Source organism: Bradyrhizobium sp. JR4.1 (genome assembly GCF_040548605.1).
In the GTDB taxonomy this organism is placed as follows: domain Bacteria; phylum Pseudomonadota; class Alphaproteobacteria; order Rhizobiales; family Xanthobacteraceae; genus Bradyrhizobium; species Bradyrhizobium canariense.
Window position 1 is genome coordinate 167,350 of record NZ_JBEPRY010000005.1, and the last position, 24,939, is coordinate 192,288.

Consider the following 24,939-nt stretch of genomic DNA (forward strand, 5'->3'; position numbering starts at 1 on the left):
ACTCATTGAATCATTTTCAATTGGTCATGACGCGGATGCGTCGGGGCGTACGGGCTGGATGGCCTTTAGCCGCTGGAAGCAAGCGGCGCACTTGTAGCCGGATGGCTGCGAACCCCCTCAACATCATCATCAGGTCATCCGCCATGACATCAACGGTCCTGCTCGTTGACGCGAGCACGCACGCGGCTTTCGCTTCCAGCGACATCCTCGTTAATTCCAAAGCTGCCAGGACAATGCTCGGCAACATCTCGCACGCGACGCTACATTGCTGGCAGCACGGTCTACACCATCGCACGCGCAACAAGATCATCGCCCCGCTCGCGGACTTCCCCGCCCCGTTGATGATCAGCGGTCGGCGCTACTGGCGTCGGTCCGACCTTGAAAAATTCATCAACGGTCGCGCCAGCGCCGCCTAGCGCCAAAGGAAAAGGCCCCGCCAGCGCAACCCGGCAGGGCCTCTAATCATCGTTCTTTAGGAATAAGCATTATGACTATACACGCCCGCGCCGCGCATCTCAACCGCGCGCTTGTGACACTGCGTGCATTCGATAGCGGAAAGTCGCCTGCAAACCTCGCCGACCCTCTCGCGGGCCTGAAATCCCTTCCGCAATGGGTGCTGTGGCGACTTGAGCAATACGACAGCGAACCGAAACCGCGCAAAGTCCCCTACGATCCGAAGACGCTTCAACGCGCCGACACGACCAATCCTACCACATGGGGAAGTTTCGAAACCGCGACGATGATCGCAATGATCAACCCGGAATTCCGCGTCGGCTTCGTCTTCACTTTGAACGATCCGTATATCTTCGTTGACCTTGACGGATGCCGCGATCCGGACACCGGCGCATACAATGACGAAGCAACGCATATTTGCACACGGCTATTTCCGGGCGTAGCGGTGGAGGTTAGTCAATCAGGAACAGGCCTCCACCTGATCATGAGGGGCGACAAAACCCAATTCGGCAATCGTCGCAACAAGTGGGGCGGCCGATTTGAGTTTTATCAGAACAACCGCTTTATCGCCATTGCTGGCAACGAATGGACTGGTAATGCCGACTTAGAGCAAACAGCATCGCTGCAAACATTCCTTCCGATCCGGGAACATGATCGCGACAATCAAGAAATCGACACCATCCGCGATCCACGATGGTCCGGGCCGGAAGACGATCAGGAACTATTGGCCCGCATGCTTGCATCTGATGACAAACTTTCATCGGAGCGAATTGCCGAGCTAAACGACGCGATCATGCGTGATCCGAGCAACTTTGTCGCGAAAGCCCAATTCGACATCTTAAGCCGCCGCGTCCCGTTCGCCGCACTATGGTACGGCGATGCAAATGTGCTGGGTCATTCCTATCCGTCATCGGCAGGAAAGCAATTCGACCACAGTGCAGCCGATTTGGCATTGATGAACAAGCTGGCGTTCTGGACCGGCAAAGATCATGTCCGAATGATCCAGCTTTTCAGTATGTCGGCATTGGGCAAGCGCGAGAAATGGCTTAACCGGGCGTACTACCGCAACAGGACAGCTAGCAGCAGCAATCAGTCATGCCGTGATGTTTATCGAGGCACCAACCAAGAGCGGCGCCACAAACAACGCGAAGAAAACGAGCGTATCGGCGAGCAACTTGAGTTCGATATCACGACAAAGCTGATCACGCTCGATGAAATGATCAACGATTTCTATTTTGTCAGCGGCGTCGGCGCGTCAGGCGGCGTCGCGAATGCAAAGACGCTGGGTGTCTTATCCGTTGCGGTTGCGCGCAACGAATACGCACCGTCCAGGCATCCGCTTGAATACACCGACAAGCGAACGGGTGAGACGAAAACGAAGATCGTTCCGGCTTTTGAGCAGTGGCTACCGCACGAAAAGCGAAAGCGCGTCGATAGTGTTACATGGAAGCCGGAAGGCGGATCAATTTGCGACGTTCCAGAAAAGGTCGGCTTAAGCGGTTTCAACACGTGGCGTGGATTGATCAAGCCGACATGGCACGATCATTTCATCAACGACGATCAACTACGCGAACGATGGTTGACTAGATGGCGCGAACACCTCACCTATCTTGTACCGATCGACACCGAACGCGATCTGTTTGAGCGTTGGCTAGCGCACATTTTGCAGCATCCCGGCGAGAAAGTCGAAACCGCGTGGTGCTTCGTCGCCAATATGACCGGCATCGGTCGCAACTGGCTTGGCGGGGTTCTCTCGCGAGTGGTGCGTGGTTACGTGCTGAACAACGCAATCTTGGACGTTGTTCTAGACGGTAAATTCAACGGTCGAATGTCGCGCAAGCTATTGATGATCGTTGATGAAGCCAAAGCAGGAATGCGCGGCCCGAACACATGGGCTCTGTCCGAGAAACTAAAGACGATGGTCAATCCTGACTTTCGCGAGATCAACGAAAAGCATGGACTAGAATGGGTTGAGCACAACGCAATGCGCTGGCTTGTGTTTTCGAACAATTGGGACGCGCTTCCGATTGAGCGCGACGACAGACGATGGAACATCGTTGAAAATCCGACGAAACCGCAACCAACGACGTACTACAAAGAAATCTATGACCTTGTTCGGCGCGATGAATTCATTGCGGCGGTATGGGCGCATTTGTCCACGCTACCGCTAAACGGCTTCAACGTTGGCGATCGATCGATAAACAATGCCGCGCGCGAAAGGATGCTCAATAGCGTTTCGACCGATCTTGAACAGGCGCTAAAGGAATTCCGAGACCAATGCAGCGCCCAAGTTGTCGATTACATCACTATCGAGAACTTCCTTAGGCAACGGGCACCCGGCGAACAACTCAATAGAGCCGCCATCCGACGCAACTTGATGAAGCTCGATATGATCTATCTCGATAAACGCATTGGCACCGGCAACGATAAAAAACGGATGGTGATCGTGCGCGATTTGAAGCCCGCCGACGTTTACGACAACCCCGCCCGTTGGCTGGCGCTCGCAACTCACAACGCCGCGACAACCTTTTTCAACCGACCATCGGAATAATCATCAAGCCCGGTTCTGCCGGGCTTTTTGCTGCCAATCCCTGTCACAGTGGCCGCTCCATAATTTTCGCTTTCCTCTTTCTGGACAGCTTGGACACCCATTCTACTGCTCTACAAACAAATACATCAGGCATGTTTTACGGCGTAGGGGAGTACGGAGGGTGCCCAAGCGGTCCAGCCGAAATTATGGAAAAGAGCGATCCATAATTTCCATGGGGGGGCTGCACAGTGGTTGAGACTGCGAACTTACCCCGCAGATCACCCCTGTAAAAGTTCGGTCGGTTATCGCGTTGATGTTGCGCGCGTTTGAATCGTCGCATCTCTGTTTGCTGAACCGATGCTCCATTTCAGCGACCGACCATCGCAATATTCATAGCCTGACCATCGCAATAATCAAGGCAAGTACATCGCAATATTCGTCGCTATATTCACCGATATTATCAAGCAATACCAAGTACTTACGCACTTTTACTCTTGACTTTACTTCCCCTCCCAGAGTATTCATCGGCGCGTCTTAATATTCGGGCGTTCGGAGTGTTGCCCTCCCGCGCCGTGTCAACGAAAGGGTTGATTGATGAATGACGTTGCCAAACCTTCGTTTCCGCTGAGGTTCGATAATCAGGCGGATCACAAGCCGGTCACGTTCGAACTGAATGATAGCGGTCGCGGCATCGTACTCACGGCGCGTGCGGCAAAGGGGGAGACATCGAGCGCCTTGATCCCAAAACTTGATCAGGCTTCATCACTTGCGGAAATGACCAGCTACGTCGGCGAGTGCGCGAAAGCGTTCGTTGCGGACGTTGCTGGCTTGCATGACAGCTTCAAAAACGATGAACTGACCAACCGCATACGCAGCGCCGCTGGCATGCGTCTCGGAAAGGCCTGCGGGCAAATGGTCAACAGGGGCATTAAGGAAGCCCAGGACGTGGCCGCTTCGCGCGCCACACTGATGGCGGTCGATCCGGCAACCGTCGCAACTGCGCACCTGCGCGCCTATGGTCTTGGCAAATTTCACGCTGCTGACCGAGCCAGTCAGGAAGCGATCGCGATTGACGACAACACCCCCCATGAGACAACCGCCGCGCTGATCGAATCTGGTGCACTGACGACCGTGAGCGATCGTGCACGCGATGCCGCGATGACGCGCTATATGGCACAACGTCTAATCGCAAAATCTGGATCAACCGCTGCGCACCAGATCACGCCCACTTATGAACGCCCGCTCGCAACCGGGCCAGACCACCGCGCCGCGCGCGAAGCCGCCTCGCGCGAACTCGATAAATTGAATACACGCGCCGAAGCTGTCGCGACCGTCGAAGATATGTTGCGTCGAATTTGCGACGTTCTATCGACCGCAACCAATCTGTCACCACACGATATCTATAAGACGTTCGATCGCAAATAGCGACGCAAAGGCCGGGCGAACAACATCGCCCGGCCGTTACTTATGATCAACGTGAGGGCTTTGCTATGAGGCGCGGTCGTCATCCTAATTTCCCGCGCGTCGTGGTGCTGCGAGCCACGCCGGAGATTGATGCCGCTACGCTTCAAAATTCTATCATGAGGTCGCGCGCGGTCTTGTCGCGATGGAGAATGGTGGAGAACTTCCCGGCTGCGACACGGCGCGGCAATGTGTGGTGGACTTCCACAGCGGCAGTCGCACAGTGGTGTGAGCATAGGCAAATACGAATTTTCTGGACGTAGACCGATGACCACACCCTCTAACCTCGCCGTTTTTCACGGTAAATCAACGGTTGCGAAGGACGAACGGGGCCGCTTCGTATCCGGCCCGGCCAACACCGGGAGACCGGTTGGCGCTCGTAACAAACAATCCGCTGAGTTGATGAAAATCGTTCGCGCGATGGGCAATCGCGCTGCTGCAAATCTGTCCGATGCTTTGGATGCTAAAGAGCAGTGGGCAACAACTCTAGTGCTTCGTTACTGCCTGCCGAGCGCGCGCACGCAGGAAATGCACGGCGCTGACCCGGAAGATATCAAGGAAGCATTTGTTGCTGGCGACATTTCGGCGGATGAAATGAAAGAAATCGCAACCGCAATTGAGAAACTAAAATCTGTCGCGGATATCGATGATTTACGCAATCGCCTAAGCGAATTGGAACAACTGCTCAATGCCGATAGGTGATCGCGACCGCAACAGGCTTGCTGCACTTATCGCGATCGTGAAGCCTGCCCACAGCATCGCAGCAAAACTGGAAGCGATAACGGATGAACAGCGCAACTCTTACGCAGGATGGGAAGCACGTCATGAACGATGGATTGAGTGGTGCAAAGCGCAGCACGATGACGAAATCGAAGATGATGATGCACGTCCCTACGCCTATTCGCTTCAACGGTACCCACCGCCAACACTACGCCGCGAAGTAGAAACCGCGCTTTTCGGCCAAGCGCCAAAGATACTCAAGACGGACACCGAAGCCGACGCCGCCCGCAAATGGATGGATTATTCGCAATGCTTATAGCCGATAACTCGCCGCTTCGCGATGTGCGAATTTACAAGGTGTTTCATCCACACCCGATGATCTACTCGTTCAATCGCGACGGGTTGATGCACTTTGCGAGCGCGACCGAACACGATCGCATTGAAGGCGAATACGCAACCAACAACAACCGCGTTATCAGGAAGTGCGATGCGCTCTATTTTGACAACTATCAGCGTGAGCCAGTGCGCGAGATACAGTTTTTCGCAAATGTGCAAACGCCTAATCTCTCGATTAGTCCCGATACGCTAATTCGCATCATTAGCCTGTACTTATGGACGACACCCGCTCACGCGTTTGAAACGCCGCGCGACTTCCGGCTGTTCTTCGAGAACGACAACTACTCTCTGAATGAGGCTGAGCGTCTGTTCAAAAGCTACGTTGATCAACTAGCGAAGCGCTTTCCGGACAAATGCCGCGAACAGCGCAAATAGATCGGCCAATTGGACGGGCCGTCTTTCATCGTCCGAACAACAGAAGGTAACGTTCCCCATGGCAACGAAACTGCTTAGCCACAATTCCCACAGCGAAGCCGGAAAATCACATCTCGAATATATGCGCGAATTGCTATCGAAGCATGGCGACGAAGCCAAAATCGATCTGCACGCTGACCACATGCGATCCCTGCTCGCGTTCGCCTCTCCCGACAAACGCTAATCGAATGCACCGGCAGAGGTTAGTCGCTTCTCCATTGCCGGTTCATGCTACCCCGGACGCGTTGTCGGAAGTACACAACGCGTCCGGGGAATGTACGCTTCTACGCTGGCGGAATGACCTCTAGCTCTTCCTTGCCGTGGTATCCAATAACCCGATAAGAAACGACCTTTCCGGATGACCGCGACACCACAACGTCTACAAAATAGATCGCTTGGTATGGATTATCCTCATCATCAATCATCTGATTTTTTAGGTGGCTCATTTCGTCGGTAAAGAAAACGGCGTGGGACTTCTCATCTATCTCCTCGATAAGCGCCCGGTCCGGGGTCGTCTTTGCAGCAGACTTAACAGAATCGCGATCAAGTCGCTTCCAAATCATCGGAACGCGCTGCACGATCTCTGCGTTCGGATTTTGAAGTAAAGCTTTTTCTTGGGCAGCAGTTTCAAGGATACTGACCGCTTCCTGTGCTGTGATAGTCAATAGTTGGATCGTCACCGGTCCGTTAATCACATTGAAGGTCTGTGATCCGCCGTGGTTTGCGATGGGCTTAACGATGTTCGTTGCGTCGTCGCAATCCTTGACCGTGATATTGTCACGATCCGTCGTTTCCCTCTTTTTCGCGAAAAGATCGATCAGGGATTTAAGGTGCTTGCCGAACTTTTCGATCAACTCCAATTTGTCGATTAGAGGAGCGAGCAGCGGCCCCGCCATCGCGATCATGGTAGTCAGATCGGGGACCAAGTTGATGTCGATGCTGCCGGGCCTTACAGCCGACACTAAGAGCCGAGCCTCGGAGTTTTTGGAAGCTAGCTCGTTCTCGACAGCGTAGGCTTGATATTGGTGCGCGATAGCTGTTAGCGCGCCGGTTAGTTCGGAAATTTCAATAGGCTCTTCCGGCTCCAAATGGAGCTGAAGGCTCGGCTCAGCGGCGGCCATTTACCCTTCCCCAGACTTCTACCACGGTATTGAACCGTAAGCGCCGACGATTGGCTACCGGAAAGGTTGAGGTGAGTTAATCACTCGCGCGCTGTTCGTTGACGTGATCAAGGGGAAAGCAATGATGGTGCTGGCAGCAGGGATCGAACCCGCGACCCCGTGATTACAAATCACGTGCTCTACCAACTGAGCTATGCCAGCGACGGCCCCGGTCATATCAGAACAGCGACGATCGCGGCAACCACACAGGCCCCTCTTTTTACCCCGTTGGTTACCCGCCAAATTCGCTCGATCGTTATTGCGCTGATAATTTTGATGAAATTCGGCCGAAGCCACGGTTTTGTAAACCGAAGGTCGGGGGTTCAATCCCCTCAGCCGGCACCAGCTTTTGAGCGCAAGGCTCACTTCGAATGCTTAGGTGTGCTGCCTTGCTCGAAGTGCTCAGCGCCTGATATTTCCATCCAGGCATGTTTCGACTGCTCGAAAACCGAGCGGATGGGCGCCGGGTAGTCCGGATCCGCGATCGCGCCCACGGCAACGCCGATCATCGCAGGCAGATTGTCCGCCTTCCAATAGACCGTCGAACCGCACTCGGGACAAAAACAGCTGCGGACTTTGCCGCCGCTTGCGGCTGTCCGGACGTACTCCTTCGACGTTCCCGAGATCGTAATAACCTCTGTGGGATAGAAGGCACCGACACCGAACGGCGCGCCGGTTCGACGCTGGCAGTCAATGCAGTGGCAGGCAACGACGAGGCTGGAAGGTCCTGGAAGCGACAGCGCGAGAGCGCCGCACCTGCATTGGGCATCGATCATCGGGATTCACTCCACCTGCGTTGGTCCTCTAGTTCGGAGGGAGCGCAGCGCAATCCGGGCTACAATTGATCGAGCCGCCACAGCCCGAGGCTCTTGTCGCGCCAGCCGCCACCGCCCTCCTCGCAATGCTCCTTGATCAGCTCGCGCGGTGCCGGCCAGTCGAACGGCGCCTTCTCCATGTTCAGCGCGCGCCAGTCGCCGTCCTCGCAATCGCGATTGTCGTCCCATTCGGGAAACGTCGTGACCAGCAGGAAACGCGCGCCGCTGGCGCGAAAGTTCGCGACGGCGCGGGCGATATTGCCGAAACTCAAATGCACCAGGCAGTCCCGGCACAGAACGACATCCGCGCGCGGCAGTGCATCGCGCGTGATGTCGGCAACGAGAAACCGGCCGGACAACTCGCTGCCCGCCACGCGCTGGCGATTGGCCGCGATCAGCGACGGAACGATGTCGATGCCGGTGTAGTCGAGATCCAGCCTCACGCGGCCGATCCAGCCCGCGTCCCCGCAGGGCGCATCGAGCAGCGAGCGCGCGCCGAGCCGTTGCAGCAGTGGAGGAAGCACCTCGCGGACCGCTGCGGTCGCGGGGTCCTCCGAGCCGAGGCCCGACACCGAACTAGCCGCGCCCCACAGGTTGGTCTGCTCGATCCGCTCGAACCGTGCGGCGAGATCGAGGCCCGCGAAATTATCGCGGTCGGCGACGAAGCGTTCGTGAGCGAGCACGGATGGACGTTTGACGATCACCGGCCAGACCTCAGACCATGATTCCGTCGTGAACACACTAGCAGGTAGAGCTTTGCGTCCGAAGTCCGTCTCAAGCCGGTTTCTGCCACTCCATGACGTGGAAGAAGGGCACCCGGCGATGACGCGCATTCCTGTCGGGGTCGCCGCCCGTGGGCTGCGGCTCGACGAACAGGCGCAACTGGAGCCCGCGATCGAGCAACAGCGTCATGTAGGTAGAGAGCGGACGATGCCAGTTCTGGACGCGAATGCCGCGCCATGTCACCCAGGTCGGCCGCTCGTCCATGTAATGATCGATGACGAAGCGCAAGACGCCCTCGCCGTCACGCGTCCAGCCCTCGGGCGGACCGGCGGTGTTGAAGCTGGTCAGGTTGGCGATCAAGAGCGTACCGCCCGGCCGCAGCGCCGCCTCCATCCTCGCGATAGATCCAGCGAGATCGGGCATGTCTATCAAACTGAGATAGCTGACGACCAGATCGAACTCCGCGCCGAAATCCATCGTCTCGGCATGGCCGAGCCGATAGTCGCCCTGCGGGTCCAACTCCATGGCACGCGCGAGCAGCGCTTCGGTTGGATCGACACCAGTGGTGCGGATGCCGACGCGCTGCATGATGCGACAGAAGCGCCCCTCCCCGCAGCCGACGTCGAGCGCATTGCGGAAGCCTCGCCCTTCGATCCGCGCTCGCATAGGCGCGTCCAGCACGAAGCGGCGGCCATAGTCGCCGTCCTCGCCCTGCTCGACGATCCAGGCCATCGCGGACGCGGCCCAGCCGTCGCTGACATCGTCGCTCATGGGTCGACCTTCGGCATGCATCTTGGCCGCGCGCGTCGCGGGCGCAGCTACTGATCACAGATTGGATCAGAGTTCAACATGAGGTAGATTTCAGCCCCCATGCGCCCCAACATCAAAGAGAAGGCCAGAATCGCCGCCGGCGCGGCGGCGGCCGTCGTCATGACGGCCGTGCTGTTCGCATTCGCAATGGGATTTCTGCTGGCGCGATGATTACGCAGCGCGGCGGACGAAAGCCGCCGCGCTGACTTAGGCGGCGCGCACCGTGCGGAGGAATTTTCCGACTTCGTCCTTCAGCCGGTTGCTGTCGGTCGCCAGCATCTTCGCGGTCGAAAGCACCTGCGAGGAAGCCGAGCCGGTCTCGGCCGCGCCGCGCTGCACGTCGGCGATGTTGGTGGAGACCTGCTGGGTGCCGTGGGCGGCCTGCTGCACGTTGCGCGAGATCTCCTGGGTTGCGGCGCCCTGCTCCTCGACAGCCGCGGCAATGGTCGACGACACTTCCGAGAGCCGCTCGATCGTCGCGGAGATGTCGCGGATCGCGTTGACGGATTCCTGGGTCGCGGTCTGGATACCGGAAATCTGCTGGCTGATCTCGCCGGTCGCTTTCGCGGTCTGCTCGGCCAGCGTCTTCACCTCGGCGGCGACGACGGCGAAGCCGCGGCCGGCCTCGCCGGCACGTGCCGCCTCGATCGTGGCGTTGAGCGCCAGGAGGTTGGTCTGGCCGGCAATGGTGTTGATCAGCTCGACGACGTCGCCGATGCGCGTCGCCGCAACCGAGAGCTCGCTGACGCGCACCGTCGTGGTGCGAGCCTGGGTGACGGCCTCGCCCGCCATCCGCGCCGATTCCTGTACCTGGCGGCTGATCTCGTTGACCGAGGAGGACAGCTCCTCCGTGGCCGTCGCAACCGACTGCACGTTGCTGGTCGCTTCACCCGACGCGACCGCGACGACCGAAGTGAGCTCCTGCCCACGCTGCGCGGTGGTGGCCAACGTCGAGGACGACGCTTCGAGCTCGGTGGACGCCGAGCCCACCGTCTCGATGATCTCGCCGACCGCCCGCTCAAAGCCGTCGGCAAGGTTGACCATGTCGCGCTTGCGCTGATCGGCGGCCTGCTTCTCCACTTCAACCTGCGAAGCCTTGAGGCGCTCGACCTCGATCCCGTTGGTCTTGAAGATTTCGACCGTCCTGGCCATGTCGCCGATCTCGTCGCGGCGGTCCTTCTCGGGCACTTCGGTCTTGAGATCGTTGCGGGCAAGGCCCTCCATGGCGAGCTTGAGGCGGGCAATCGGCCGGGACATCGCGTTGAGGCCGATGAACAGCGCGATCGCGATACCCAGGATCAGGCCGCCGGCGCTGACGCCGATCACCGTCCAGGTCGCGGATCTGGCGTCGCGGTTGATGGCGTCCTTGCTCTTGGCGACCGCCTCTGCGGTCTCGCCCACGAACTTGGCAATGCGCCCCAGGGCCGCATCCATCACCGGATCGCACTCCTTGTGCGCACGCTCGGCCGCCTTGGCATTCTCTTCCGGGCTGCTTGCGAGCGAGCCTGCCTTCAGCACCGGATCGCAGCCGGCGAACACAGCTTTCAACTGGTCGCCGATGCTCTTGATCTGGCTCGCACGCGGCTGATCGTCCTGCTCCGCCGCCTCCAGGAATTGACGGATCTCATCGCGGTTCTGCGTCGCGGTCTTGAGACGGTTGGCGTTGCCCGCCTCCGTCGCCTCGGTGAAGACCGCATAGAGCGCGGCATGATAGGTCTCTGCGCGGCGCTGGGCCCGCGTCAGGTTGAGCGCTGAGGATTGTGCTGCGGAAAGCTCGGCGAAGCCGTCGACAGTTGCCGAGAGTTCGCGCGTGCCGAAGCCGGCGACGGCGACCATGGCAAAGCCCATCACGGCGACGATCAGCGCGACCTTCCACACGATTTTCAGATTGTTCAAAACGCTCATTGCAGCCGCCCCAGTGATTTTCTGCCGATGCATATTCCCAGCACCGTGCATTGGAACCAGCTGACGTTAAGATTTGATGCCAAATGTCCCGGGTAGTCTTACGGAAACTATGGCTTCCGCCGTAAGCTTCGCGTAAGCTTCGGCCTATTCCGGGGCGCGAGCCGGGCGTGGAATGCCGGAACCGGTCGCCGGTGTCCTCCGTTGTCGGCCCATGCGGATCAGGGAAGAAAACCGAAACATGTTTCTGCTGGCCACCGTGACGCTGTGCTGTAGCGCCTTGGCCGCGGCAATTGCGCTGTTCGAACCGGCTCCGGCAAAGCGGCAGGCTGAAACGGCGGCGATCGACGTGCCCGCTTCGACGCCGGTTCGGGTGGTCGGGGCTCCGTTCCGGCCCAACCTCAATCCGCGGGAGCGCTAGCCCTCACCCCGGCGAGACGTCGGCGCCTTCCTCGGGACGGCGTTTGGCGCGGGCCAACTCCTCAACGAACGCGATCACCTCCGCCCGTTTGTCGGGCGGCAGCGAGAGGAACGCGCGGACGAGCCTCAAGCCCTCGGCTTCGGCTGAATGGTCTGCTTTGGCATCCATTCCCCACTGTCGGGCGGCCGGGAAAAATATGCAATCCCCCACGCAACAGCTTCTTGATTCGGCCGGCCAGCTTTGCTGGAATAGCCCCGACAGGGGTGCACCATGAAGTGGATCACGGAACGCGACGCGCTGATCGCGCAGACAATGGCCTTCGTCCAATCGGTGACCGGCAAAAAGGATGACTTGCATCCACCGGAGATCCCGATGGCGACAGTGGCCGCGTCGGTGCAGATCGTCCCCGTCAACACCGTCGTCGAGAGCAAGCCACTTCCGCCCCAACCCTTGCCTCTCCCGCCGCAGCGCGCGGCGAGCCACGACGTCCGCACCGAGATGCATGCTCGCATCGCCAATTTCCGCAAGCATCAGGAGCGGTTCGAGCGCGAGCGCGAGGAGTATTGCGCGGCCACTTTGACCAAACTGCGCGCCGCCATCCGCGACCCCTCCTCCCGTCCACCGGCTGACAAGTAAAGCCGGATCTCCCGTCGCTGGCCTAAAGCCAGGACCACACCAGCCAGAGATTGGCCGCGCAGGCGCCGAACAGGGCCAGCGTGAGGGGCAGCAGCATGCGCCCGCAAGAGGTTTTCAGGTCCGTCGTCATGGCCGAAAACATCCGCTGATTCCGCCAAACGAGTCCCGGGGATTCTTTTTTTCGGGATTCAGGACTCGTTAAGGACTCAGGGCCCGGCGTCCCGATCACGGCTGCGTGATCGACCGGCAATCGGAACCCTCCCGCCGCAAAGTCGTTAATGCGTTTTCCGGGAGCGGGAAGAATGCCCTACGCCCTGTTCTGCAACGACGCCCAGATCAGCAAGGCCTATCCTGACGAGTCCGACGTCTGGAGCCTCGCGCAGCGAAGTGGCCTCGTCGTGGACGTAACCGCGGATGACGACCGCCCCGGGCCACGCCGGGTGCTCGACAACGATTACGAGATCAAGCCGTGCCAGGCCGCACAGGGCGAGGACCCCGCGAGGAACAAGGCGGAGGCCGATCGCCAGGCGAGGATGGAGCTCGAGCTGAATTCGTAAAGACGGATCGAAGCTGGGAAGCCGGAGCTCAGGAAAGCTCAGGGCGTCGCGGTGGCCAGCGAGGCCTGCTCGCCCGCCAGAGCCACGCAGGCCTTCCGGCGATGCAGCCCGCGGATCGCGCCGGTGACCTTCAGCACCTTTCCGGAGGAGCACGAGGCGTCCTTGACGAAGGCCACCTCATAGGGTGCCAGCATCAGAGGCTCGGATTTGAGGATTGTTTGGGCAGCGCACGGCAAACTGACGAAGCACGAGAGCACCACAGCCGACACCAAGATACGCATGTCCGTCGTCCCACCAGCCCGGTAATTCTCATATAACGCGTTCCGGCGCGCGAGTTCCGTAAGCTGCAAAAATTATTTTTGCTTTACCCGAGCTCCATGACGCGCGTGAGAAAGCGCGCGCCAAAACGTTTGCTTGCAAATGACGCGCCAGATGGTTGACGCAATGCAAACGACAGGAGGCTGGCAACCAGAGCCCGGCAAACGAAAGGCCGGCGGGAGCCGGCCTTTGTCAGATCGTGGTTGTTGGTGGCGCGTCAGTAGCGCGAGGCTGCCGGACCGCCCCAGCCAAAGCGGTAGTTCACGCCGACCTTGACGGTATGCTCGTCCTCCCGGCCGCGGACGCCGACAACGTCGACCGGACCGGAGGTGATCGTCGTGCTGCCGAAGTTGTAATACTGGTACTCGGCCTTGGCGGACCAGTTCGGCGCGAACATGTATTCGAGGCCAGCGCCAACGGTATAGCCATCCTTGCTGTTGCCGGTCGCGGTGAAGGGCTGCGGCACGCCGGCAATATTGACGCCGAGGCCGCCATTGCGCCAGGCATAACCGCCCTTGGCGTAAAGCAGCGCCGGACCCCAGGTGTAGCCGATGCGGCCGGTCACCGAGCCGAGCTGGTCGGTATTGGAGGTCACCTGCGTGCCCAGCGGGAACGTGGCACCGCCGTTGTTGGTCGGCAGCCAGGAATACTGGGCCTCGACACCCATGACCCAATTGGGCGCGAACTGGTAGTCGAAGCCGCCCTGGACACCGCCGAGGAAGCGCGCGTCGCTCGACTGGAAGTTGCTGTCGCCGGCAAAGGCGCCGCCGACATGGCCGCCGATGTAGAAGCCGGTCCAGTTGTAGATCACCTGCGGCGGCGTGTAGGCCGGAGCCTTGGTGTAGGTGCGCGCCTGCATGTCGGCTGCGGCAGCCGGCGCGGCCAGCGCAAGCAGGGCAACTGCACCCAGCAAAATCCTTTTCATGATCATCCCCGTTCTTTCAAATTCGACACTCAGGAAACAACGTGGCGTGAATTGGGTTGCTTCGAGGCGATGCCGGAACGTTGATCGTTCGTGACTGTGACGGAGCGGCAACAACGCGATTTTGTTCCGTCCCGCAGGCGCGTGCCGACGGTTTTTTTCCGTCGGAAACAGAACCCGCCGTAACGATTAGTCGCAACGCAAAACCACTCCGTTCAAAGCTCCCCGAAATGTGATCCGGCAGCTCCGGCGGGCTTTCTCCTATCACCGAGCGATGAAGGTGGGCTTTGCGCTACCGCGTCATCTTTTCAAGTTCCGGAAAGGGTACGTAAACCGCGCCCGCGCACAGCTCGCTGGCACGATCGACGACGCGGTCCGCCCGACCGTTGACGAAGATCACGGCGCGCTCCCTCATGGCCTTGTAGGTGCCGTCGGTCTCGCGTGGGGTGAAGTGCAGGCAGCTGACATAGAACTGCCGGCCGCCGACCTCGCGCTGCGCAGGTTCGGCCATGCTGGCGTCACGCACGCCGACGGGATTGTTCAGATAGCTGCGCATCAAGGCCAGCGTATCGCCACGGAAATTATCCGGGAACGGTTGTGGACCTCCGGCCTGAGTCCCGTCCATCAGAGTTGGACGGTCACCATCGCTGCCGAAACATCCCGTGAGCGCCAGCGGCAGTGCCAGCATCAACGCCAAGCTCACTGCGCGTTCCGCAAGTCGCCGCACCGCTTACGCTCTCCGCTCCATCAGTCTCGGAGACGTTCCAGTCCCAAGGTTGCAATGATGCATGTCTACAGGTGTTTTGCCCGGCGAGTCAAACTGCTTCGTAAAATCCGCAGATGAGCCACCCGTCAAACCATTGATTTATCTACCACCCGCTACTGTGCATGGGGTTGTTTTCGAGGTTTTGTTTGCGGCCGCCAAACCTGGGACGTTGCTCGCGGGCTTCAACATGGTCGTACCGGCCCGCCGCCAGCACCTCGAGCTTTCGCGCAAGGCGTGACGAACGGGCCGGGCCTGAATTCCTCACGCGGCGGTTGGGGCAATGCTAGGACGCCGCCGCGCAGGATCAGTCGTTAGCTGCGCTTCTCCATCGTCGCCGGCTTGGTCACGTCCGGCTGCGTCTTCAGCGACTTCTTCGCTGAGAGATGCTTGTGGTGGTGGCGATGCGAGCGCACGGTCTTGTGCTCGTCGGGAGTGACCGCGGCGTTGGCGTTCATCGCCTTCGACTTGGTGTCCACCTTGGCGTCCGCCTTGACGTCCGAAGCCTTGACGTTTGAAGCCTTGGCATCGGCCTTGAGGCCGGCATCGGGTTTCGCGGCGGTGGTGGACACCTTGGTCTGGCTCTGGTCTGCCTTGATCACCGGCGTGGTCGTGGTGGTCTTGCCGGCCTCGGCTGCGAAGGCCGGGGCTGCGATCACGGAAGCTGCGAGCAAGGCTGCGGAAATGGTCTTCAACATGGTTGGTCTCCTCTTTGAAGGATCTTGAGGCGGGCGCCCTCTCGCCAACCCTTTGATCGTAGGTTGGAGCCTAGGGGGCACGCACTGAACCCAATCTGAAGCCCGCAGCAGGCTTCCGTTCATCTGGATGACAAGTTTGTCATCCGCCCGCAGGGCGAATAGGCCAGGATGCCGGGAATGTTTTTGCCTGATGGGTGTTCCGGTCTTTGGGCAATCGTGTAGGATCGCCACGTTCCATACCGGAGAACTTAGATGCGCAAACTCTCAACGCTTCTTGTGCCGGGACTTGTCGCCATGACATTGGCGGCCGGGCCGGCTCTGACCAGCGCTTATGCCGCAGGTGGCGACACCCCCTCGTCGCCGCCATCGTCGGACACCTCGACCAAGAAGGGCAAGAAGAAGAGCTCCTCCATCAGCGATCCGAAATTCCTTGCTGCCTATCGCACCGCCTACACCACGATCTATGACAATCACGACTACACCGGCGCGATCGGCCAGCTGAAGTCGCTCAAGCGCGACGACGTCGCCGACGTCGCCAATCTGATCGGCTACTCCTATCGTAAGCTCGGCGATTACCAGTCGTCGAAGGTCTATTACGAGCTGGCGCTGAAGGACGATCCGAACCACGTCCGCACCTGGCAGTATTACGGCCTCTGGCAGCTCGAACAGGGCAATCGCGAGCAGGCGCAGTATCACCTGAACAAGCTCGCCTCGCTCGCCGGCACCGACAGCTCCGAATATCGCTCGCTCGCCGCCGCGCTCGACAAGCCGACCGGGGCGACCCTCGTCTATTAAACGCATCGCATCTTCGCACGAGGCGAACGGGCACAACCGCAGGGTTGTGCCCGTTCTGCGTTCTCGGCTAGCTTGCCCACCAATCCTCCCCTCGCAAATCGGTGCGCAATGGACAATTGGCTGCGATCCGCGATCGACTACATCGGCTCCTGGATCGAATTCCAGCACACCACAATCCAGCAGCCCGGCGTCGTCATCGCATTCGCCCATCGCGGCGAAATCGTCGCCGAGCACGCGTTCGGCCTCGCCAATCTCGACACCGGCGAGAAGCTCACCCCGCGCCACCGTTTCCGCATCGCCTCGCACTCGAAGAGCTTTACCTCGGCCGGCATCATGAAGCTGCGCGAGCAGCGCAAGCTCCGGCTCGACGATCCCATTGGCCAATATGTCGGAGGCCTGCATCCGCGCGTCGCGGAAACGACGATTGCGCAAGTGCTGTCGCACAGCGCGGGACTGACGCGCGACGGCGCCGATTCCGGTCAATTCATCGACAGCCGTCCCTATCTCGACGCGAGCGAGTTGCTCGCGGAATTGAAGCTGCCGACCGTAATCGAGCCGGGCACACGCTTCAAATATTCCAACCACGGCTTTGGGCTGATTGGTCTCGTCATCGAGTCCGTGACGAAGGAGCCTTACCGCGCCTGGATGAAGCGCGAGATCATCGAACCCGCGGGCCTGCGCGAGACCGAGCCGGATGCACCGCTTCCCAAGGGGGCGCCGTTCGCGCGCGGCCACACACGAAGGGTGCCCTACGGAGAGCGATGCGTGATCCCCGGCGACAATCCTACCCACGCGATGGCTTCCGCCACGGGCTTTGCCGCTACCGCCGCCGACACCGCCCGCTTCTTCGCGCAGCTCGCGCCCAACGCAAGAAAGAGCCTGCTGTCGGTCGCAAGCCGCCGCGAGATGACGCGACATCATTGGCGCATCCCGCAGAGTTTCGAGGCCTATTACGGCTTGGGTATCGGCGCCGGCAGGCTCGACGGCTGGGACTGGTTTGGCCACGGCGGCCATTTCCAGGGCTATATCTCGCGGACCTGCGCCATTCCCGCCTGCGAACTCGCGATCAGCATCATCAGCAACTCCATCGACGGCGCAGCGCCGTTCTGGATGGACGGCGCGATGCAGATCCTGCGCGTTTTCCAGACCCGTGGCGCACCCGACCGCCGCGTGAGCGACTGGACCGGCCGCTGGTGGACAATCTGGGGCGCGACCGATCTGGTACCCGTGGGCAACCGCGTGCTGGTCGCCAATCCTCAGTTCAACAACCCGTTCATGGATGCCGGCGAGATCGAGGTCACCGGCCGCGACACCGGCAAGCTCGCCTGGGCCGCCGGCTACTCCAGCCACAGCGAGCCGGTGCGCCGCGTCCGCGACAAGCGCGGCAAGGTTAGTGACGTCTGGATCGCTGGCGCCAACATCAAGCCTGCGGCCGCCGTCGCCCGCGAGATCGCGCGGAGATACAAGCCGCGCAAGCGCCCGCCTACTCCCGAATGAGAGTCTCGACCTCGCTCCGAAGGGCCCGCCGCGAGCCGTCGCGCGAATAGAACATGTGGCCGCCGGGATAGACCACGAACTTGACCCGCTGCGTTGCGAAGGCCGGCAACTGGTCGAGCACCCGCTTCGATCCGAAATAGGGCGTGGCGAGATCGAACAGGCCGTGCGCGACCAGCACGTTCAGCTTCGCATCCGTGGCGAGGATCTGGCGCAGCTCGGAGACCGACTGCGGCGGGTTGATGCCGCGGCCGAAATCCCAGTGGCCTTCGATGGCGCCGTTCAACACCTCGTAGGAGCCATCGGGCCGCCAGTTGAGCTTGTGCGTCAACAGGTCGACCGCAGCACTCGTCAGCGGCGCCTGCAGCGCATCGCCGGAGGGATCACCGAACCGCGAGCTGCTGGAATCCGGATAGGGATCGAAGCCGCGCACCGAGGCGTCGTAGCGCCCCGTCACCTTGCCGTTCTTGCGGTCGAATTCGCGGCGGAATTCGCCGACGTCGAAGCGGCCCGCAAGCCGACGGCTCACCGACTGGTCGATGCCGGTGAGCTCGGCGACCTTGTCGGCAAGACGATTGGTCGCTTCCTTGTCCGCCTCACCCTTGACGAGGTCGGCCAGGAATTCGCCGCGCGCGTAAGCCTCGACATCGGCGAGATCGGCGCGCTTGATAGCTCCCTTGGTCGATTCCTTGGCTTCGCGCGCGACCGCGACATAGCTCGGCAGCGTCGCGACATATTGCAGGAGGCTGGTGCCGGTGAACTCACGGAAGTCCAGGAGCGGCGACACCAGGATCAATCCCCTGACGCCGACGCCGTGCTGGAGCTGCAACTGGCGCACCACCTTCGGCCCGCGAATGCCGCCATAGCTTTCGCCGGCGACGTATTTCGGCGAGGTCAGCCGGTCGTGCTTCTCGAGCCAGCGGCGGATCACCAACGCGATCGAATTGACGTCGCCGTCGACGGAGTAGAACGATTTGCGCGCGTCATCGCCGGTCGCGACGAACCGGCTATAGCCAGTGCTGACGGGATCGATGAAGACGAGATCGGTGAAGTCGAGCCAGGTCTCCGCGTTCGGCTTCACCTCGGGCGAGGCGGACGGCGACAGCGCTTCGCCATCGAGCGGCAGCCGCCAAGGCCCGGCCGCGCCGAACTGGAGCCATGCCGAGGACGCACCGGGCCCGCCGTTGAACAGGAACGTCACGGGGCGCGTCGCACGGTCGGCGCCGTCGAGCTCATAGGATGTATAGGCGATGTCGGCCACCGGCTCGCCCTTGCCGTCGAACACGCGGATCGATCCGGCGGTCGCTGCGAAATTGAGGCTGCGGCCGGGAAGATCGAGCGTCTGTTTCGTGGTTGAATCCGACGGAAGACGGTGCGGCTCGGCGGATGACGATGAATTTTGCGATGCGCCTTGTGCACCGCCGCGTCCGCCCTTCTGTCCGGCTGGTGCCGCCGCCTCGGCGCGCGGCTGCGGCGGATCGTCGGCGCGCGCCAATCCTGCGAGCGCGAAGGCCGACACCGCCAGCACCAGGGTCGCGCGGCGGAGCGCCGGCACATTCGTGGCCATGATCGTTCTCCCTGCCCGGCGACGACCGCCGGTGCGGACCGTAAGGCTAGCGCGGAATTGCGACGGTTTGGGGGATCATGGCTCCGGTGGTGCCTGAAGAGCCCGGTTGGGCACAAACCGACCCGGTTTCGTCCTCAAACCGGAATGGGCAGTTGCCGGTCTGCCGTGAAGGGCGGTCATCCTCGACAATCCCGGTCGAGATCGTTAGACGAGCCCGGCGGAACTTCCTCCAGCCAGCGGCCCTGCCCGGAAGCCATGACCAAGCCAGCGCGATACGACCGGATCGCCTTCGTCGCCAGCCCGAGCAGCGAGGCGCAAGCCGCCTTCGGCCAGCTCACCAGAGACTTCGGCAATTGCGATCCGAAGGACTCCGACATCGTGGTCGCACTCGGCGGCGACGGGCTCATGCTCCAGACGCTGCATCAGCACATGCATACGGGCAAGCCGATCTACGGCATGCACCGCGGCACCGTCGGCTTCCTGATGAACGAGTACTCGACGGTCGATCTTCGAGCCCGTCTCGAGGCGGCGCAGGAGTCGGAAATCCATCCGCTTCTGATGCGCGCGACCGACGCCAACGACCGCGTCCACCTGCACCACGCCATCAATGAGGTCGCCCTGTTCCGGCAGACCTACCAGGCGGCGCGCCTGCGGATCCTGATCGACGAGCGCGAGCGGATGTCCGAGCTGATCGCCGACGGCATCATGGTGGCAACGCCGGCCGGCTCCACCGCCTACAATCTATCCGCCCAGGGACCGATCCTGCCGATCAACGCCGCGCTCCTGGCGCTGACGCCGATCAGCGCCTTCCGCCCACGACGCTGGCGCGGCGCGCTGCTGCCGAACACGGCCTATGTCGTGATCGAGGTGCTGGAGGGCGACAAGCGCCCCGTGGCGGCGGTCGCCGACCACGACGAGGTCCGCGACGTTCGCCGCGTCGAGGTGCTGTCCGACAGGACCATCTCGATGCGCATGCTGTTCGACCCCGGTCACAGCCTGGAAGAGCGCATTTTGCGCGAGCAGTTCGGGTCCTGAGCCGCCTCGCCGGACTGCCGATCGCAACCCTTCATTAACCCCCGGCGAGATATGGTTAACGAAAGTTGACCGCTCCGGCCCGGGCTCCATGTTCCGCATCGATTTCAACAAGCTGCGTTTCCTCGTCTGCGACGACAATCCGCACATGCGCCGCATCCTGCGGACGCTGCTGCATTCCTTTGGCGCGCGCGAAGTCTACGAGGCCGAGGACGGCGCCACGGCGCTGGAAATGTACAGCCATTACGTGCCCGACATCGTCATCACCGACTGGGCGATGCCGATCTTCGACGGGCTCGAGCTGGCGCAGATGATCCGGCAGCCGGAATCCAAGGGCAATCCTTATGCGCCGATCATCATGCTGACCGGCCATTCCGAGAAGCGCCGCGTCACGGTGGCGCGCGATGCCGGCGTCACCGAATTCCTGGCCAAGCCGATCTCGGCCAAGGGACTCTACCAGCGCATCCTCAACGTGGTCGCCAGTCCCCGCCCCTTCATCAAAACCAAGACCTATTTCGGCCCGGACCGGCGCCGCAACATCAACTCCGCCTATATGGGCCCCGAGCGCCGCGTCGGCGAAAAGCACGAGGTGCTGCAGCAGCCCTCGCTGCTCGACAAGGCCCGCTCCACCATCTAGCGCAACGTCTCTCACGATCGAGGCCGATATCATGGCGAAGAACAGCGCAAGAGACATCGAGATCACGGCCTTCGCCACACATCAAATCATCACGCAGCCCAACCCGCTGCGGTCGGTCCTGCGCCGCGTCGAAGACAAGGACATGGACGATCCGGTCGGCCGCGCCGAACAGGCGCTCGCGGGCCTTGCCGGCGAGTTCAAGGACTGGATGGCGACCGAGATCAACCGGCTGTCGGCGGCCTACGTCGCCATCCGGCACGACGGCTTCACCAAGGACAGGCGCGACGAGTTGTTTCGCGCCGCGCACGACATCAAGGGCGATGCCGCGACTTTCGGCTATCCGGTGGCGGCGGGCGTAGCCGAGAGTCTGTGCCGCGTCATCGAGCACGCGCCCGATCTCGAAAAGGTGCCGGCCGAGCTGTTCACGCACCACATCAACGCCATCCTCGCCATCGTGCACGAGAACACCAAGCTCGACAGCATCAGCGTCTCCGCCGAGCTCAGCCGGCGCCTGCGCAAGGTCGCCGACGATTATCTCGCCGACGCCAACCGCGATCGCCCCGAGCATCTCGAGGTGATCCTGGCGCCGAGCATCGCGCCGGCGGGGTAGCTTCGCCGTTCGCGAGGTGTGGTAGGGTGGGCAAAGCGAAGCGTGCCCACCAGTCGCCATGAATTGTGCGGAGAGACGGTGGGCACGGCGCAATGCGCGCCTTTGCCCACCCTACGTCGTCTCGTTACGCTGCAATCAGCTCGCCATACACCGGATCAACCATCTCCTCCGCGACCAGCTCGTCGCAGAACAGCCTTGCCTCTTCGCGTGCGGATTCGGTGGCGAAGCGGCGCAGCAGGACCATCAGCGGCTCGGTCGCGCCGCGGTCGGTCTCGCAATGGGTGAGCACGCGCTCGACCATGCGGCGGCGCAGCCTCGCCGCATTGTCATCGCTGTCGACGAAGCCCTGCTCGTGGGAGGCATCGAGGGCGACCTGGAAGGCCGCAAACGTCGCCTCGGGAAGCCCGGCGCGGCGGAGCAGCGCGTGCAGGCTATTGCCGCCGCGATCGTGCAGCAGCGCGGACACGCGCGCCAGCGGCAGCTCGGCGAGCTCAGCCAGCGCCGCATCGAAGAGATCCAGATTGCTCGACAGCAGCGCGCGCAGAATGAGACCCGCGGTGAGCTGGCCGGTGATGCGCAGGTGCCGAACAAGCCCTTCCATGTCTTCGCCGCGCGAGCGCGCCGCAATGTTCATGGTGGAGCGATCGCGGGCCTCGGTCGCGATGCGCTCGGCGCGGTCGGCAGTCAGCCAGTTCCGGGCCACGACGAATTGAGCCAGCGTCTCCGAGAGTTTTGCCACCAGCGCGGCGCGCGTTGCGGACGGCAGATCCTCCAGCACCAGCATCGCCTCGCGGATCGCGGCGAGATGGCCGTGACGCTCGACGATGCGATCCCAGGAGAACGGCGCAAGCTCGGCATGAGGATTTTCGATCAGCTCGAGCGCTGCCGCCGCGCAGCCGACTTCGGCAATGGCGGCGCAGACCGATACCGGCAGCGCGATGCGGCGCGCGACCGCGCACTGCACCTCGTCGTTGCCGGTCGCGACGATGTCGACGAGATCGGCGTCGATCAGCAGCGGAGAATGTTCGAGCACGGGCAACGCGACGGTCGGCTGGTCCCCCGACAGCGCCCGCACGATCGACGCGGGCGCCTCGGTACTGCGCGCAAACGCCTCGGCCATCGCCTGCCGCACCAGCGGCGAGGGATCGTCGAGCAGCATCAGAAGCGCGCCTTCAGCGGCAACACGGTCATCATGGGAAAGGTCTGAGATCAGCCAGGCCCGGGCCAGCGCCCGCGTTGCCTCGGCCCGCTCGCCAGCGGGCGCCGTCCTGATCCAATTGATGAACTGCCGAACAATCATGGTGCTTCCGGCTTACGCAACGAAGACGAAGCGGTGACGGCTTGTCACCTGCAACACAAAATAAACCACGACGCTTAACAAAGCGTTCACCATAACTGGCTGGTTTTATTGACGTTTTGTTAAGGGAACAAAGGCGGCCCGTTCACGCGCCGGGACCTGCGCGCAGCGTTCACGCTGCGACGTATCCGAGACACGGGCGCGCGAATTAGCTTGAGAACGTGCCGCTGCGATCGCTGAAGAGATCAAGAGGCTGCGGCGGCCGGACGTCGGGCGTTGCCGACGCGGCCGAGGTCGCGGGTGCGACCGAAGCGAGCGAGGCATTGTTGCCCCACAATTTCTGCACGGTCGTCGAGACCGGCTGGGTGGTGTCGCCGGGCTGATAGATCGAGCGAAACACCGGCGTGCTCGGTGCGTTGTCCGCGACCGTCATTGGCGCCGTCGCGCTGACCGGCGTCACCGCGCGTGTGTTCGGAAAGGACTGGAGATACGCGGCATTGTCGATCAGCGGCGCGGCAGGCTGTACGCCGTTGGCACTCGCGACCTGCGTGGTCGACGGCGTGCCGCCATACATCGCCATCGCGCTGCGGGTGGTTTTCGAATTTGCCGCGCCGGCGTAGCGTGCATCCAGCACCGAATAGACCTCGGAAACGCTGCGCGCGCGGCCGTCCTTGGCGTAGAAGATCGAGCGATTGGCGGACGCCGCGTTGGGAAACAAACGCGCGCCGACCGCTTGCGGATTGTCCTCGGCATTGGCGATCAGTTTCGCGGCGCCGCCGACGCCCATGAAATGCGCCATGTAGAGTTCGCTGTCAGACGGCCTGCGGCCGAGCAGGCCGGTGAGCTTGAAGCTGTTCGACTGCGTCAGCGCGGCCGCCATGCTGGAGGCGGCCTCCGGATCGTCGCGCAGTTTCATAATCGACCGCCTCATCGCGGGATCATCGACGGTGTAGGTGCCCGACGACGTCCTGGTGATGGCGTCGGAATAATTGCCATAGCCGAGCTGGGTGCCGGCTTCCTTCACCGTGCCGAGCCAGGTCTGGTCGATGAACTGGTAGAGCCCGTGCGCGGATGACGTAGTCGCCCCCGCCGTGGGATCGAAATCCGATTCCATCTTGGCGGTGGTCAGCATGTACTGGAAGCTGATGCCGGTCCGGTTGGAGACCTGATTGATCGCACCGGCGACGCGTGCCCGCGACGGATCGAGAACCGCCGTCTGAGAGGCACTGGAGTTGTCGACCGACATAATGAAGTGCCCGCACCGCACGGCGTTGAGTGGCGCCGGCAATTCGGCGCCCTGTCGTCTCACCGTGGGACAGGTATGGTTAATGCGGGGTTAATTCGGCCGTCAGCCCTACCCTCAATGACGGCAGGATTATTTCTTGTACACCGCGTCCGGATCGAACAGCCTGTCCGCATCGACAAAGACGAGCCTGGCGCCGCCGTCTTCGGCCTCGACCTTGCGGTAGAAGCAGGACCGGCGGCCGGTGTGACACGCTGCGCCGATCTGCTCGACGCGGATCCAGATCGCATCCTGATCGCAATCGGTGCGGATCTCGACCACGCGCTGGGTCTGACCTGAGGTCTCACCTTTTCGCCACAAGGCATTGCGCGAGCGGCTGAAGTACCAGGCCTCGCCGGTCGCGATGGTCTTGCGCAGCGCCTCGTCATTCATGTGCGCGACCATCAGCACGTCGCCACTGGCAACATCGGTCGCGACGACCGTCACGAGCCCGGCCGCGTCGAATCTGGGAAGGAAGGCGAGACCTTCCTCGATTTCATGGGAGTGAGCAGACACAACGCCCTCG

At 61.5% G+C, this 24,939-nt stretch carries 30 protein-coding genes and 1 tRNA gene; 16 read left to right on the forward strand and 15 right to left on the reverse strand.

What is annotated here, in order from left to right; genetic code table 11:
* The first annotated feature begins 143 nt into the window (after positions 1-143).
* The 7 genes from ABIB90_RS14345 to ABIB90_RS14375 all read left to right on the forward strand — a co-directional run bounded on the left by ABIB90_RS14345 (position 144) and on the right by ABIB90_RS14375 (position 6,158).
* Positions 144-416, forward strand: a complete 273-nt coding sequence (locus ABIB90_RS14345; RefSeq protein ID WP_354200935.1) for a helix-turn-helix transcriptional regulator — start codon at positions 144-146, stop codon at positions 414-416.
* Between the two features lie 71 nt (positions 417-487).
* A complete protein-coding gene (locus ABIB90_RS14350) occupies positions 488-3,004 on the forward strand; it encodes a phage NrS-1 polymerase family protein (protein ID WP_354200936.1) in 2,517 nt (838 codons plus the stop codon).
* A 573-nt stretch (positions 3,005-3,577) separates the two neighbouring features.
* Positions 3,578-4,408, forward strand: a complete 831-nt coding sequence (locus ABIB90_RS14355) for a hypothetical protein (RefSeq protein WP_354200937.1) — start codon at positions 3,578-3,580, stop codon at positions 4,406-4,408.
* Positions 4,409-4,711: 303 nt separating this feature from the next.
* A complete protein-coding gene (locus ABIB90_RS14360) occupies positions 4,712-5,146 on the forward strand; it encodes a hypothetical protein (protein ID WP_354200938.1) in 435 nt (144 codons plus the stop codon).
* Positions 5,133-5,483 (forward strand): hypothetical protein, encoded by a 351-nt coding sequence (locus ABIB90_RS14365; RefSeq protein ID WP_354200939.1) that lies wholly within the window; start codon positions 5,133-5,135, stop codon positions 5,481-5,483. Before ABIB90_RS14360 ends, ABIB90_RS14365 begins: the two co-directional genes overlap by 14 nt.
* Positions 5,474-5,935, forward strand: coding sequence for a hypothetical protein (locus ABIB90_RS14370; protein WP_354200940.1), 462 nt, complete (start codon positions 5,474-5,476; stop codon positions 5,933-5,935). Before ABIB90_RS14365 ends, ABIB90_RS14370 begins: the two co-directional genes overlap by 10 nt.
* Positions 5,936-5,993: 58 nt before the next feature.
* Positions 5,994-6,158, forward strand: a complete 165-nt coding sequence (locus ABIB90_RS14375; RefSeq protein ID WP_166815369.1) for a hypothetical protein — start codon at positions 5,994-5,996, stop codon at positions 6,156-6,158.
* Positions 6,159-6,258: 100 nt separating this feature from the next.
* On the opposite strand, the gene ABIB90_RS14380 is transcribed toward ABIB90_RS14375, so the two are convergent.
* The 6 genes from ABIB90_RS14380 to ABIB90_RS14405 form a co-directional block, all read right to left on the reverse strand.
* Complete coding sequence (locus ABIB90_RS14380) at positions 6,259-7,095, reverse strand: hypothetical protein (protein WP_166815368.1); 837 nt, start codon at positions 7,093-7,095, stop codon at positions 6,259-6,261.
* A gap of 125 nt (positions 7,096-7,220) precedes the next feature.
* A tRNA-Thr gene (locus ABIB90_RS14385) sits at positions 7,221-7,296 on the reverse strand.
* A 200-nt stretch (positions 7,297-7,496) separates the two neighbouring features.
* Entirely contained in the window at positions 7,497-7,910 is a 414-nt protein-coding gene (locus ABIB90_RS14390; RefSeq protein WP_354200941.1) for a GFA family protein, read from the reverse strand.
* Between the two features lie 59 nt (positions 7,911-7,969).
* Positions 7,970-8,653 (reverse strand): class I SAM-dependent methyltransferase, encoded by a 684-nt coding sequence (locus ABIB90_RS14395; RefSeq protein ID WP_354200942.1) that lies wholly within the window; start codon positions 8,651-8,653, stop codon positions 7,970-7,972.
* Between the two features lie 70 nt (positions 8,654-8,723).
* A complete protein-coding gene (locus ABIB90_RS14400; protein WP_354200943.1) occupies positions 8,724-9,443 on the reverse strand; it encodes a class I SAM-dependent methyltransferase in 720 nt (239 codons plus the stop codon).
* A 246-nt stretch (positions 9,444-9,689) separates the two neighbouring features.
* Positions 9,690-11,387, reverse strand: coding sequence for a methyl-accepting chemotaxis protein (locus ABIB90_RS14405; protein WP_354200944.1), 1,698 nt, complete (start codon positions 11,385-11,387; stop codon positions 9,690-9,692).
* Positions 11,388-11,625: 238 nt separating this feature from the next.
* Between ABIB90_RS14405 and ABIB90_RS14410 the strand changes: the two genes are divergently transcribed.
* Positions 11,626-11,805, forward strand: coding sequence for a hypothetical protein (locus ABIB90_RS14410; protein WP_198288282.1), 180 nt, complete (start codon positions 11,626-11,628; stop codon positions 11,803-11,805).
* Between the two features lie 3 nt (positions 11,806-11,808).
* On the opposite strand, the gene ABIB90_RS14415 is transcribed toward ABIB90_RS14410, so the two are convergent.
* Positions 11,809-11,973 (reverse strand): hypothetical protein, encoded by a 165-nt coding sequence (locus ABIB90_RS14415; protein ID WP_007602663.1) that lies wholly within the window; start codon positions 11,971-11,973, stop codon positions 11,809-11,811.
* A 102-nt stretch (positions 11,974-12,075) separates the two neighbouring features.
* On the opposite strand from ABIB90_RS14415, the gene ABIB90_RS14420 reads away from it, so the two are divergent.
* Both ABIB90_RS14420 and ABIB90_RS14425 read left to right on the forward strand, forming a co-directional pair.
* A complete protein-coding gene (locus ABIB90_RS14420; RefSeq protein WP_354200945.1) occupies positions 12,076-12,441 on the forward strand; it encodes a hypothetical protein in 366 nt (121 codons plus the stop codon).
* A 302-nt stretch (positions 12,442-12,743) separates the two neighbouring features.
* Positions 12,744-12,998, forward strand: a complete 255-nt coding sequence (locus ABIB90_RS14425; protein WP_219683802.1) for a hypothetical protein — start codon at positions 12,744-12,746, stop codon at positions 12,996-12,998.
* Between the two features lie 38 nt (positions 12,999-13,036).
* Here the strand turns inward: ABIB90_RS14425 and ABIB90_RS14430 are convergent, their stop codons facing one another.
* From ABIB90_RS14430 to ABIB90_RS14440, 3 genes are all read right to left on the reverse strand, one after another.
* A complete protein-coding gene (locus tag ABIB90_RS14430) occupies positions 13,037-13,279 on the reverse strand; it encodes a hypothetical protein (protein ID WP_018455389.1) in 243 nt (80 codons plus the stop codon).
* Between the two features lie 254 nt (positions 13,280-13,533).
* The gene (locus tag ABIB90_RS14435; RefSeq protein ID WP_354200946.1) at positions 13,534-14,241 is read right to left on the reverse strand and encodes an outer membrane protein; all 708 of its coding nucleotides are present in this window, start codon (positions 14,239-14,241) and stop codon (positions 13,534-13,536) included.
* A 289-nt stretch (positions 14,242-14,530) separates the two neighbouring features.
* On the reverse strand, positions 14,531-14,926 hold the full coding sequence (locus ABIB90_RS14440) for a hypothetical protein (RefSeq protein WP_354201007.1): 396 nt from the start codon (positions 14,924-14,926) through the stop codon (positions 14,531-14,533).
* A gap of 100 nt (positions 14,927-15,026) precedes the next feature.
* On the opposite strand from ABIB90_RS14440, the gene ABIB90_RS14445 reads away from it, so the two are divergent.
* A complete protein-coding gene (locus ABIB90_RS14445) occupies positions 15,027-15,242 on the forward strand; it encodes a hypothetical protein (protein ID WP_354200947.1) in 216 nt (71 codons plus the stop codon).
* 73 nt (positions 15,243-15,315) lie between these two features.
* On the opposite strand, the gene ABIB90_RS14450 is transcribed toward ABIB90_RS14445, so the two are convergent.
* Positions 15,316-15,699 (reverse strand): His-rich protein BRANT, encoded by a 384-nt coding sequence (locus ABIB90_RS14450; protein WP_354200948.1) that lies wholly within the window; start codon positions 15,697-15,699, stop codon positions 15,316-15,318.
* 252 nt (positions 15,700-15,951) lie between these two features.
* Here ABIB90_RS14450 and ABIB90_RS14455 point away from each other — a divergent pair, with 252 nt between their 5' ends.
* Both ABIB90_RS14455 and ABIB90_RS14460 read left to right on the forward strand, forming a co-directional pair.
* Positions 15,952-16,494: a tetratricopeptide repeat protein gene (locus ABIB90_RS14455; RefSeq protein WP_354158871.1), complete on the forward strand. Its 543-nt coding sequence runs from the start codon at positions 15,952-15,954 to the stop codon at positions 16,492-16,494.
* A 108-nt stretch (positions 16,495-16,602) separates the two neighbouring features.
* Complete coding sequence (locus ABIB90_RS14460) at positions 16,603-17,991, forward strand: serine hydrolase domain-containing protein (RefSeq protein WP_354200949.1); 1,389 nt, start codon at positions 16,603-16,605, stop codon at positions 17,989-17,991.
* On the opposite strand, the gene ABIB90_RS14465 is transcribed toward ABIB90_RS14460, so the two are convergent.
* Positions 17,978-19,555 (reverse strand): S10 family peptidase, encoded by a 1,578-nt coding sequence (locus tag ABIB90_RS14465; protein WP_354200950.1) that lies wholly within the window; start codon positions 19,553-19,555, stop codon positions 17,978-17,980. The two genes, ABIB90_RS14460 and ABIB90_RS14465, sit on opposite strands and share 14 nt — an antisense overlap.
* Positions 19,556-19,810: 255 nt before the next feature.
* Here ABIB90_RS14465 and ABIB90_RS14470 point away from each other — a divergent pair, with 255 nt between their 5' ends.
* The 3 genes from ABIB90_RS14470 (at position 19,811) to ABIB90_RS14480 (ending at position 21,834) form a co-directional block, all read left to right on the forward strand.
* Positions 19,811-20,590 carry an NAD kinase gene (locus tag ABIB90_RS14470; protein WP_354158877.1) on the forward strand — a complete coding sequence of 260 codons (780 nt, stop codon included), beginning with the start codon at positions 19,811-19,813 and terminating at the stop codon, positions 20,588-20,590.
* 88 nt (positions 20,591-20,678) lie between these two features.
* Complete coding sequence (locus ABIB90_RS14475) at positions 20,679-21,224, forward strand: response regulator (RefSeq protein ID WP_007602647.1); 546 nt, start codon at positions 20,679-20,681, stop codon at positions 21,222-21,224.
* Between the two features lie 31 nt (positions 21,225-21,255).
* Positions 21,256-21,834, forward strand: coding sequence for an Hpt domain-containing protein (locus tag ABIB90_RS14480; protein ID WP_007602646.1), 579 nt, complete (start codon positions 21,256-21,258; stop codon positions 21,832-21,834).
* 124 nt (positions 21,835-21,958) lie between these two features.
* Here the strand turns inward: ABIB90_RS14480 and ABIB90_RS14485 are convergent, their stop codons facing one another.
* The 3 genes from ABIB90_RS14485 to hisI all read right to left on the reverse strand — a co-directional run bounded on the left by ABIB90_RS14485 (position 21,959) and on the right by hisI (position 24,929).
* Entirely contained in the window at positions 21,959-23,134 is a 1,176-nt protein-coding gene (locus ABIB90_RS14485) for a DUF2336 domain-containing protein (protein ID WP_354200951.1), read from the reverse strand.
* A 205-nt stretch (positions 23,135-23,339) separates the two neighbouring features.
* Positions 23,340-24,419, reverse strand: a complete 1,080-nt coding sequence (locus ABIB90_RS14490; protein ID WP_354200952.1) for a lytic transglycosylase domain-containing protein — start codon at positions 24,417-24,419, stop codon at positions 23,340-23,342.
* 87 nt (positions 24,420-24,506) lie between these two features.
* Complete coding sequence (gene hisI / locus ABIB90_RS14495; protein WP_354158883.1) at positions 24,507-24,929, reverse strand: phosphoribosyl-AMP cyclohydrolase; 423 nt, start codon at positions 24,927-24,929, stop codon at positions 24,507-24,509.
* Between the last annotated feature and the right edge of the window lie 10 nt (positions 24,930-24,939).

Excerpts from the sequence above, each read along its gene's own strand:
- ABIB90_RS14430 (WP_018455389.1), bottom strand. The coding sequence starts at position 13,279 with ATGCGTATCTTGGTGTCGGCTGTGGTGCTCTCGTGCTTCGTCAGTTTG.
- ABIB90_RS14355 (WP_354200937.1), top strand. The coding sequence starts at position 3,578 with ATGAATGACGTTGCCAAACCTTCGTTTCCGCTGAGGTTCGATAATCAG.
- ABIB90_RS14400 (WP_354200943.1), bottom strand. The coding sequence starts at position 9,443 with ATGAGCGACGATGTCAGCGACGGCTGGGCCGCGTCCGCGATGGCCTGG.
- ABIB90_RS14350 (WP_354200936.1), top strand. The coding sequence starts at position 488 with ATGACTATACACGCCCGCGCCGCGCATCTCAACCGCGCGCTTGTGACA.
- ABIB90_RS14375 (WP_166815369.1), top strand. The coding sequence starts at position 5,994 with ATGGCAACGAAACTGCTTAGCCACAATTCCCACAGCGAAGCCGGAAAA.
- ABIB90_RS14485 (WP_354200951.1), bottom strand. The coding sequence starts at position 23,134 with ATGATTGTTCGGCAGTTCATCAATTGGATCAGGACGGCGCCCGCTGGC.
- ABIB90_RS14475 (WP_007602647.1), top strand. The coding sequence starts at position 20,679 with ATGTTCCGCATCGATTTCAACAAGCTGCGTTTCCTCGTCTGCGACGAC.
- ABIB90_RS14455 (WP_354158871.1), top strand. The coding sequence starts at position 15,952 with ATGCGCAAACTCTCAACGCTTCTTGTGCCGGGACTTGTCGCCATGACA.
- ABIB90_RS14420 (WP_354200945.1), top strand. The coding sequence starts at position 12,076 with ATGAAGTGGATCACGGAACGCGACGCGCTGATCGCGCAGACAATGGCC.
- ABIB90_RS14415 (WP_007602663.1), bottom strand. The coding sequence starts at position 11,973 with ATGGATGCCAAAGCAGACCATTCAGCCGAAGCCGAGGGCTTGAGGCTC.
- ABIB90_RS14435 (WP_354200946.1), bottom strand. The coding sequence starts at position 14,241 with ATGAAAAGGATTTTGCTGGGTGCAGTTGCCCTGCTTGCGCTGGCCGCG.
- ABIB90_RS14445 (WP_354200947.1), top strand. The coding sequence starts at position 15,027 with ATGTCTACAGGTGTTTTGCCCGGCGAGTCAAACTGCTTCGTAAAATCC.
- ABIB90_RS14405 (WP_354200944.1), bottom strand. The coding sequence starts at position 11,387 with ATGAGCGTTTTGAACAATCTGAAAATCGTGTGGAAGGTCGCGCTGATC.
- ABIB90_RS14380 (WP_166815368.1), bottom strand. The coding sequence starts at position 7,095 with ATGGCCGCCGCTGAGCCGAGCCTTCAGCTCCATTTGGAGCCGGAAGAG.
- ABIB90_RS14360 (WP_354200938.1), top strand. The coding sequence starts at position 4,712 with ATGACCACACCCTCTAACCTCGCCGTTTTTCACGGTAAATCAACGGTT.
- ABIB90_RS14460 (WP_354200949.1), top strand. The coding sequence starts at position 16,603 with ATGGACAATTGGCTGCGATCCGCGATCGACTACATCGGCTCCTGGATC.
- ABIB90_RS14470 (WP_354158877.1), top strand. The coding sequence starts at position 19,811 with ATGACCAAGCCAGCGCGATACGACCGGATCGCCTTCGTCGCCAGCCCG.
- ABIB90_RS14480 (WP_007602646.1), top strand. The coding sequence starts at position 21,256 with ATGGCGAAGAACAGCGCAAGAGACATCGAGATCACGGCCTTCGCCACA.
- ABIB90_RS14370 (WP_354200940.1), top strand. The coding sequence starts at position 5,474 with ATGCTTATAGCCGATAACTCGCCGCTTCGCGATGTGCGAATTTACAAG.
- ABIB90_RS14450 (WP_354200948.1), bottom strand. The coding sequence starts at position 15,699 with ATGTTGAAGACCATTTCCGCAGCCTTGCTCGCAGCTTCCGTGATCGCA.
- ABIB90_RS14440 (WP_354201007.1), bottom strand. The coding sequence starts at position 14,926 with ATGCTGGCACTGCCGCTGGCGCTCACGGGATGTTTCGGCAGCGATGGT.
- ABIB90_RS14345 (WP_354200935.1), top strand. The coding sequence starts at position 144 with ATGACATCAACGGTCCTGCTCGTTGACGCGAGCACGCACGCGGCTTTC.
- ABIB90_RS14390 (WP_354200941.1), bottom strand. The coding sequence starts at position 7,910 with ATGATCGATGCCCAATGCAGGTGCGGCGCTCTCGCGCTGTCGCTTCCA.
- ABIB90_RS14465 (WP_354200950.1), bottom strand. The coding sequence starts at position 19,555 with ATGGCCACGAATGTGCCGGCGCTCCGCCGCGCGACCCTGGTGCTGGCG.
- ABIB90_RS14410 (WP_198288282.1), top strand. The coding sequence starts at position 11,626 with ATGTTTCTGCTGGCCACCGTGACGCTGTGCTGTAGCGCCTTGGCCGCG.
- ABIB90_RS14365 (WP_354200939.1), top strand. The coding sequence starts at position 5,133 with ATGCCGATAGGTGATCGCGACCGCAACAGGCTTGCTGCACTTATCGCG.
- ABIB90_RS14425 (WP_219683802.1), top strand. The coding sequence starts at position 12,744 with ATGCCCTACGCCCTGTTCTGCAACGACGCCCAGATCAGCAAGGCCTAT.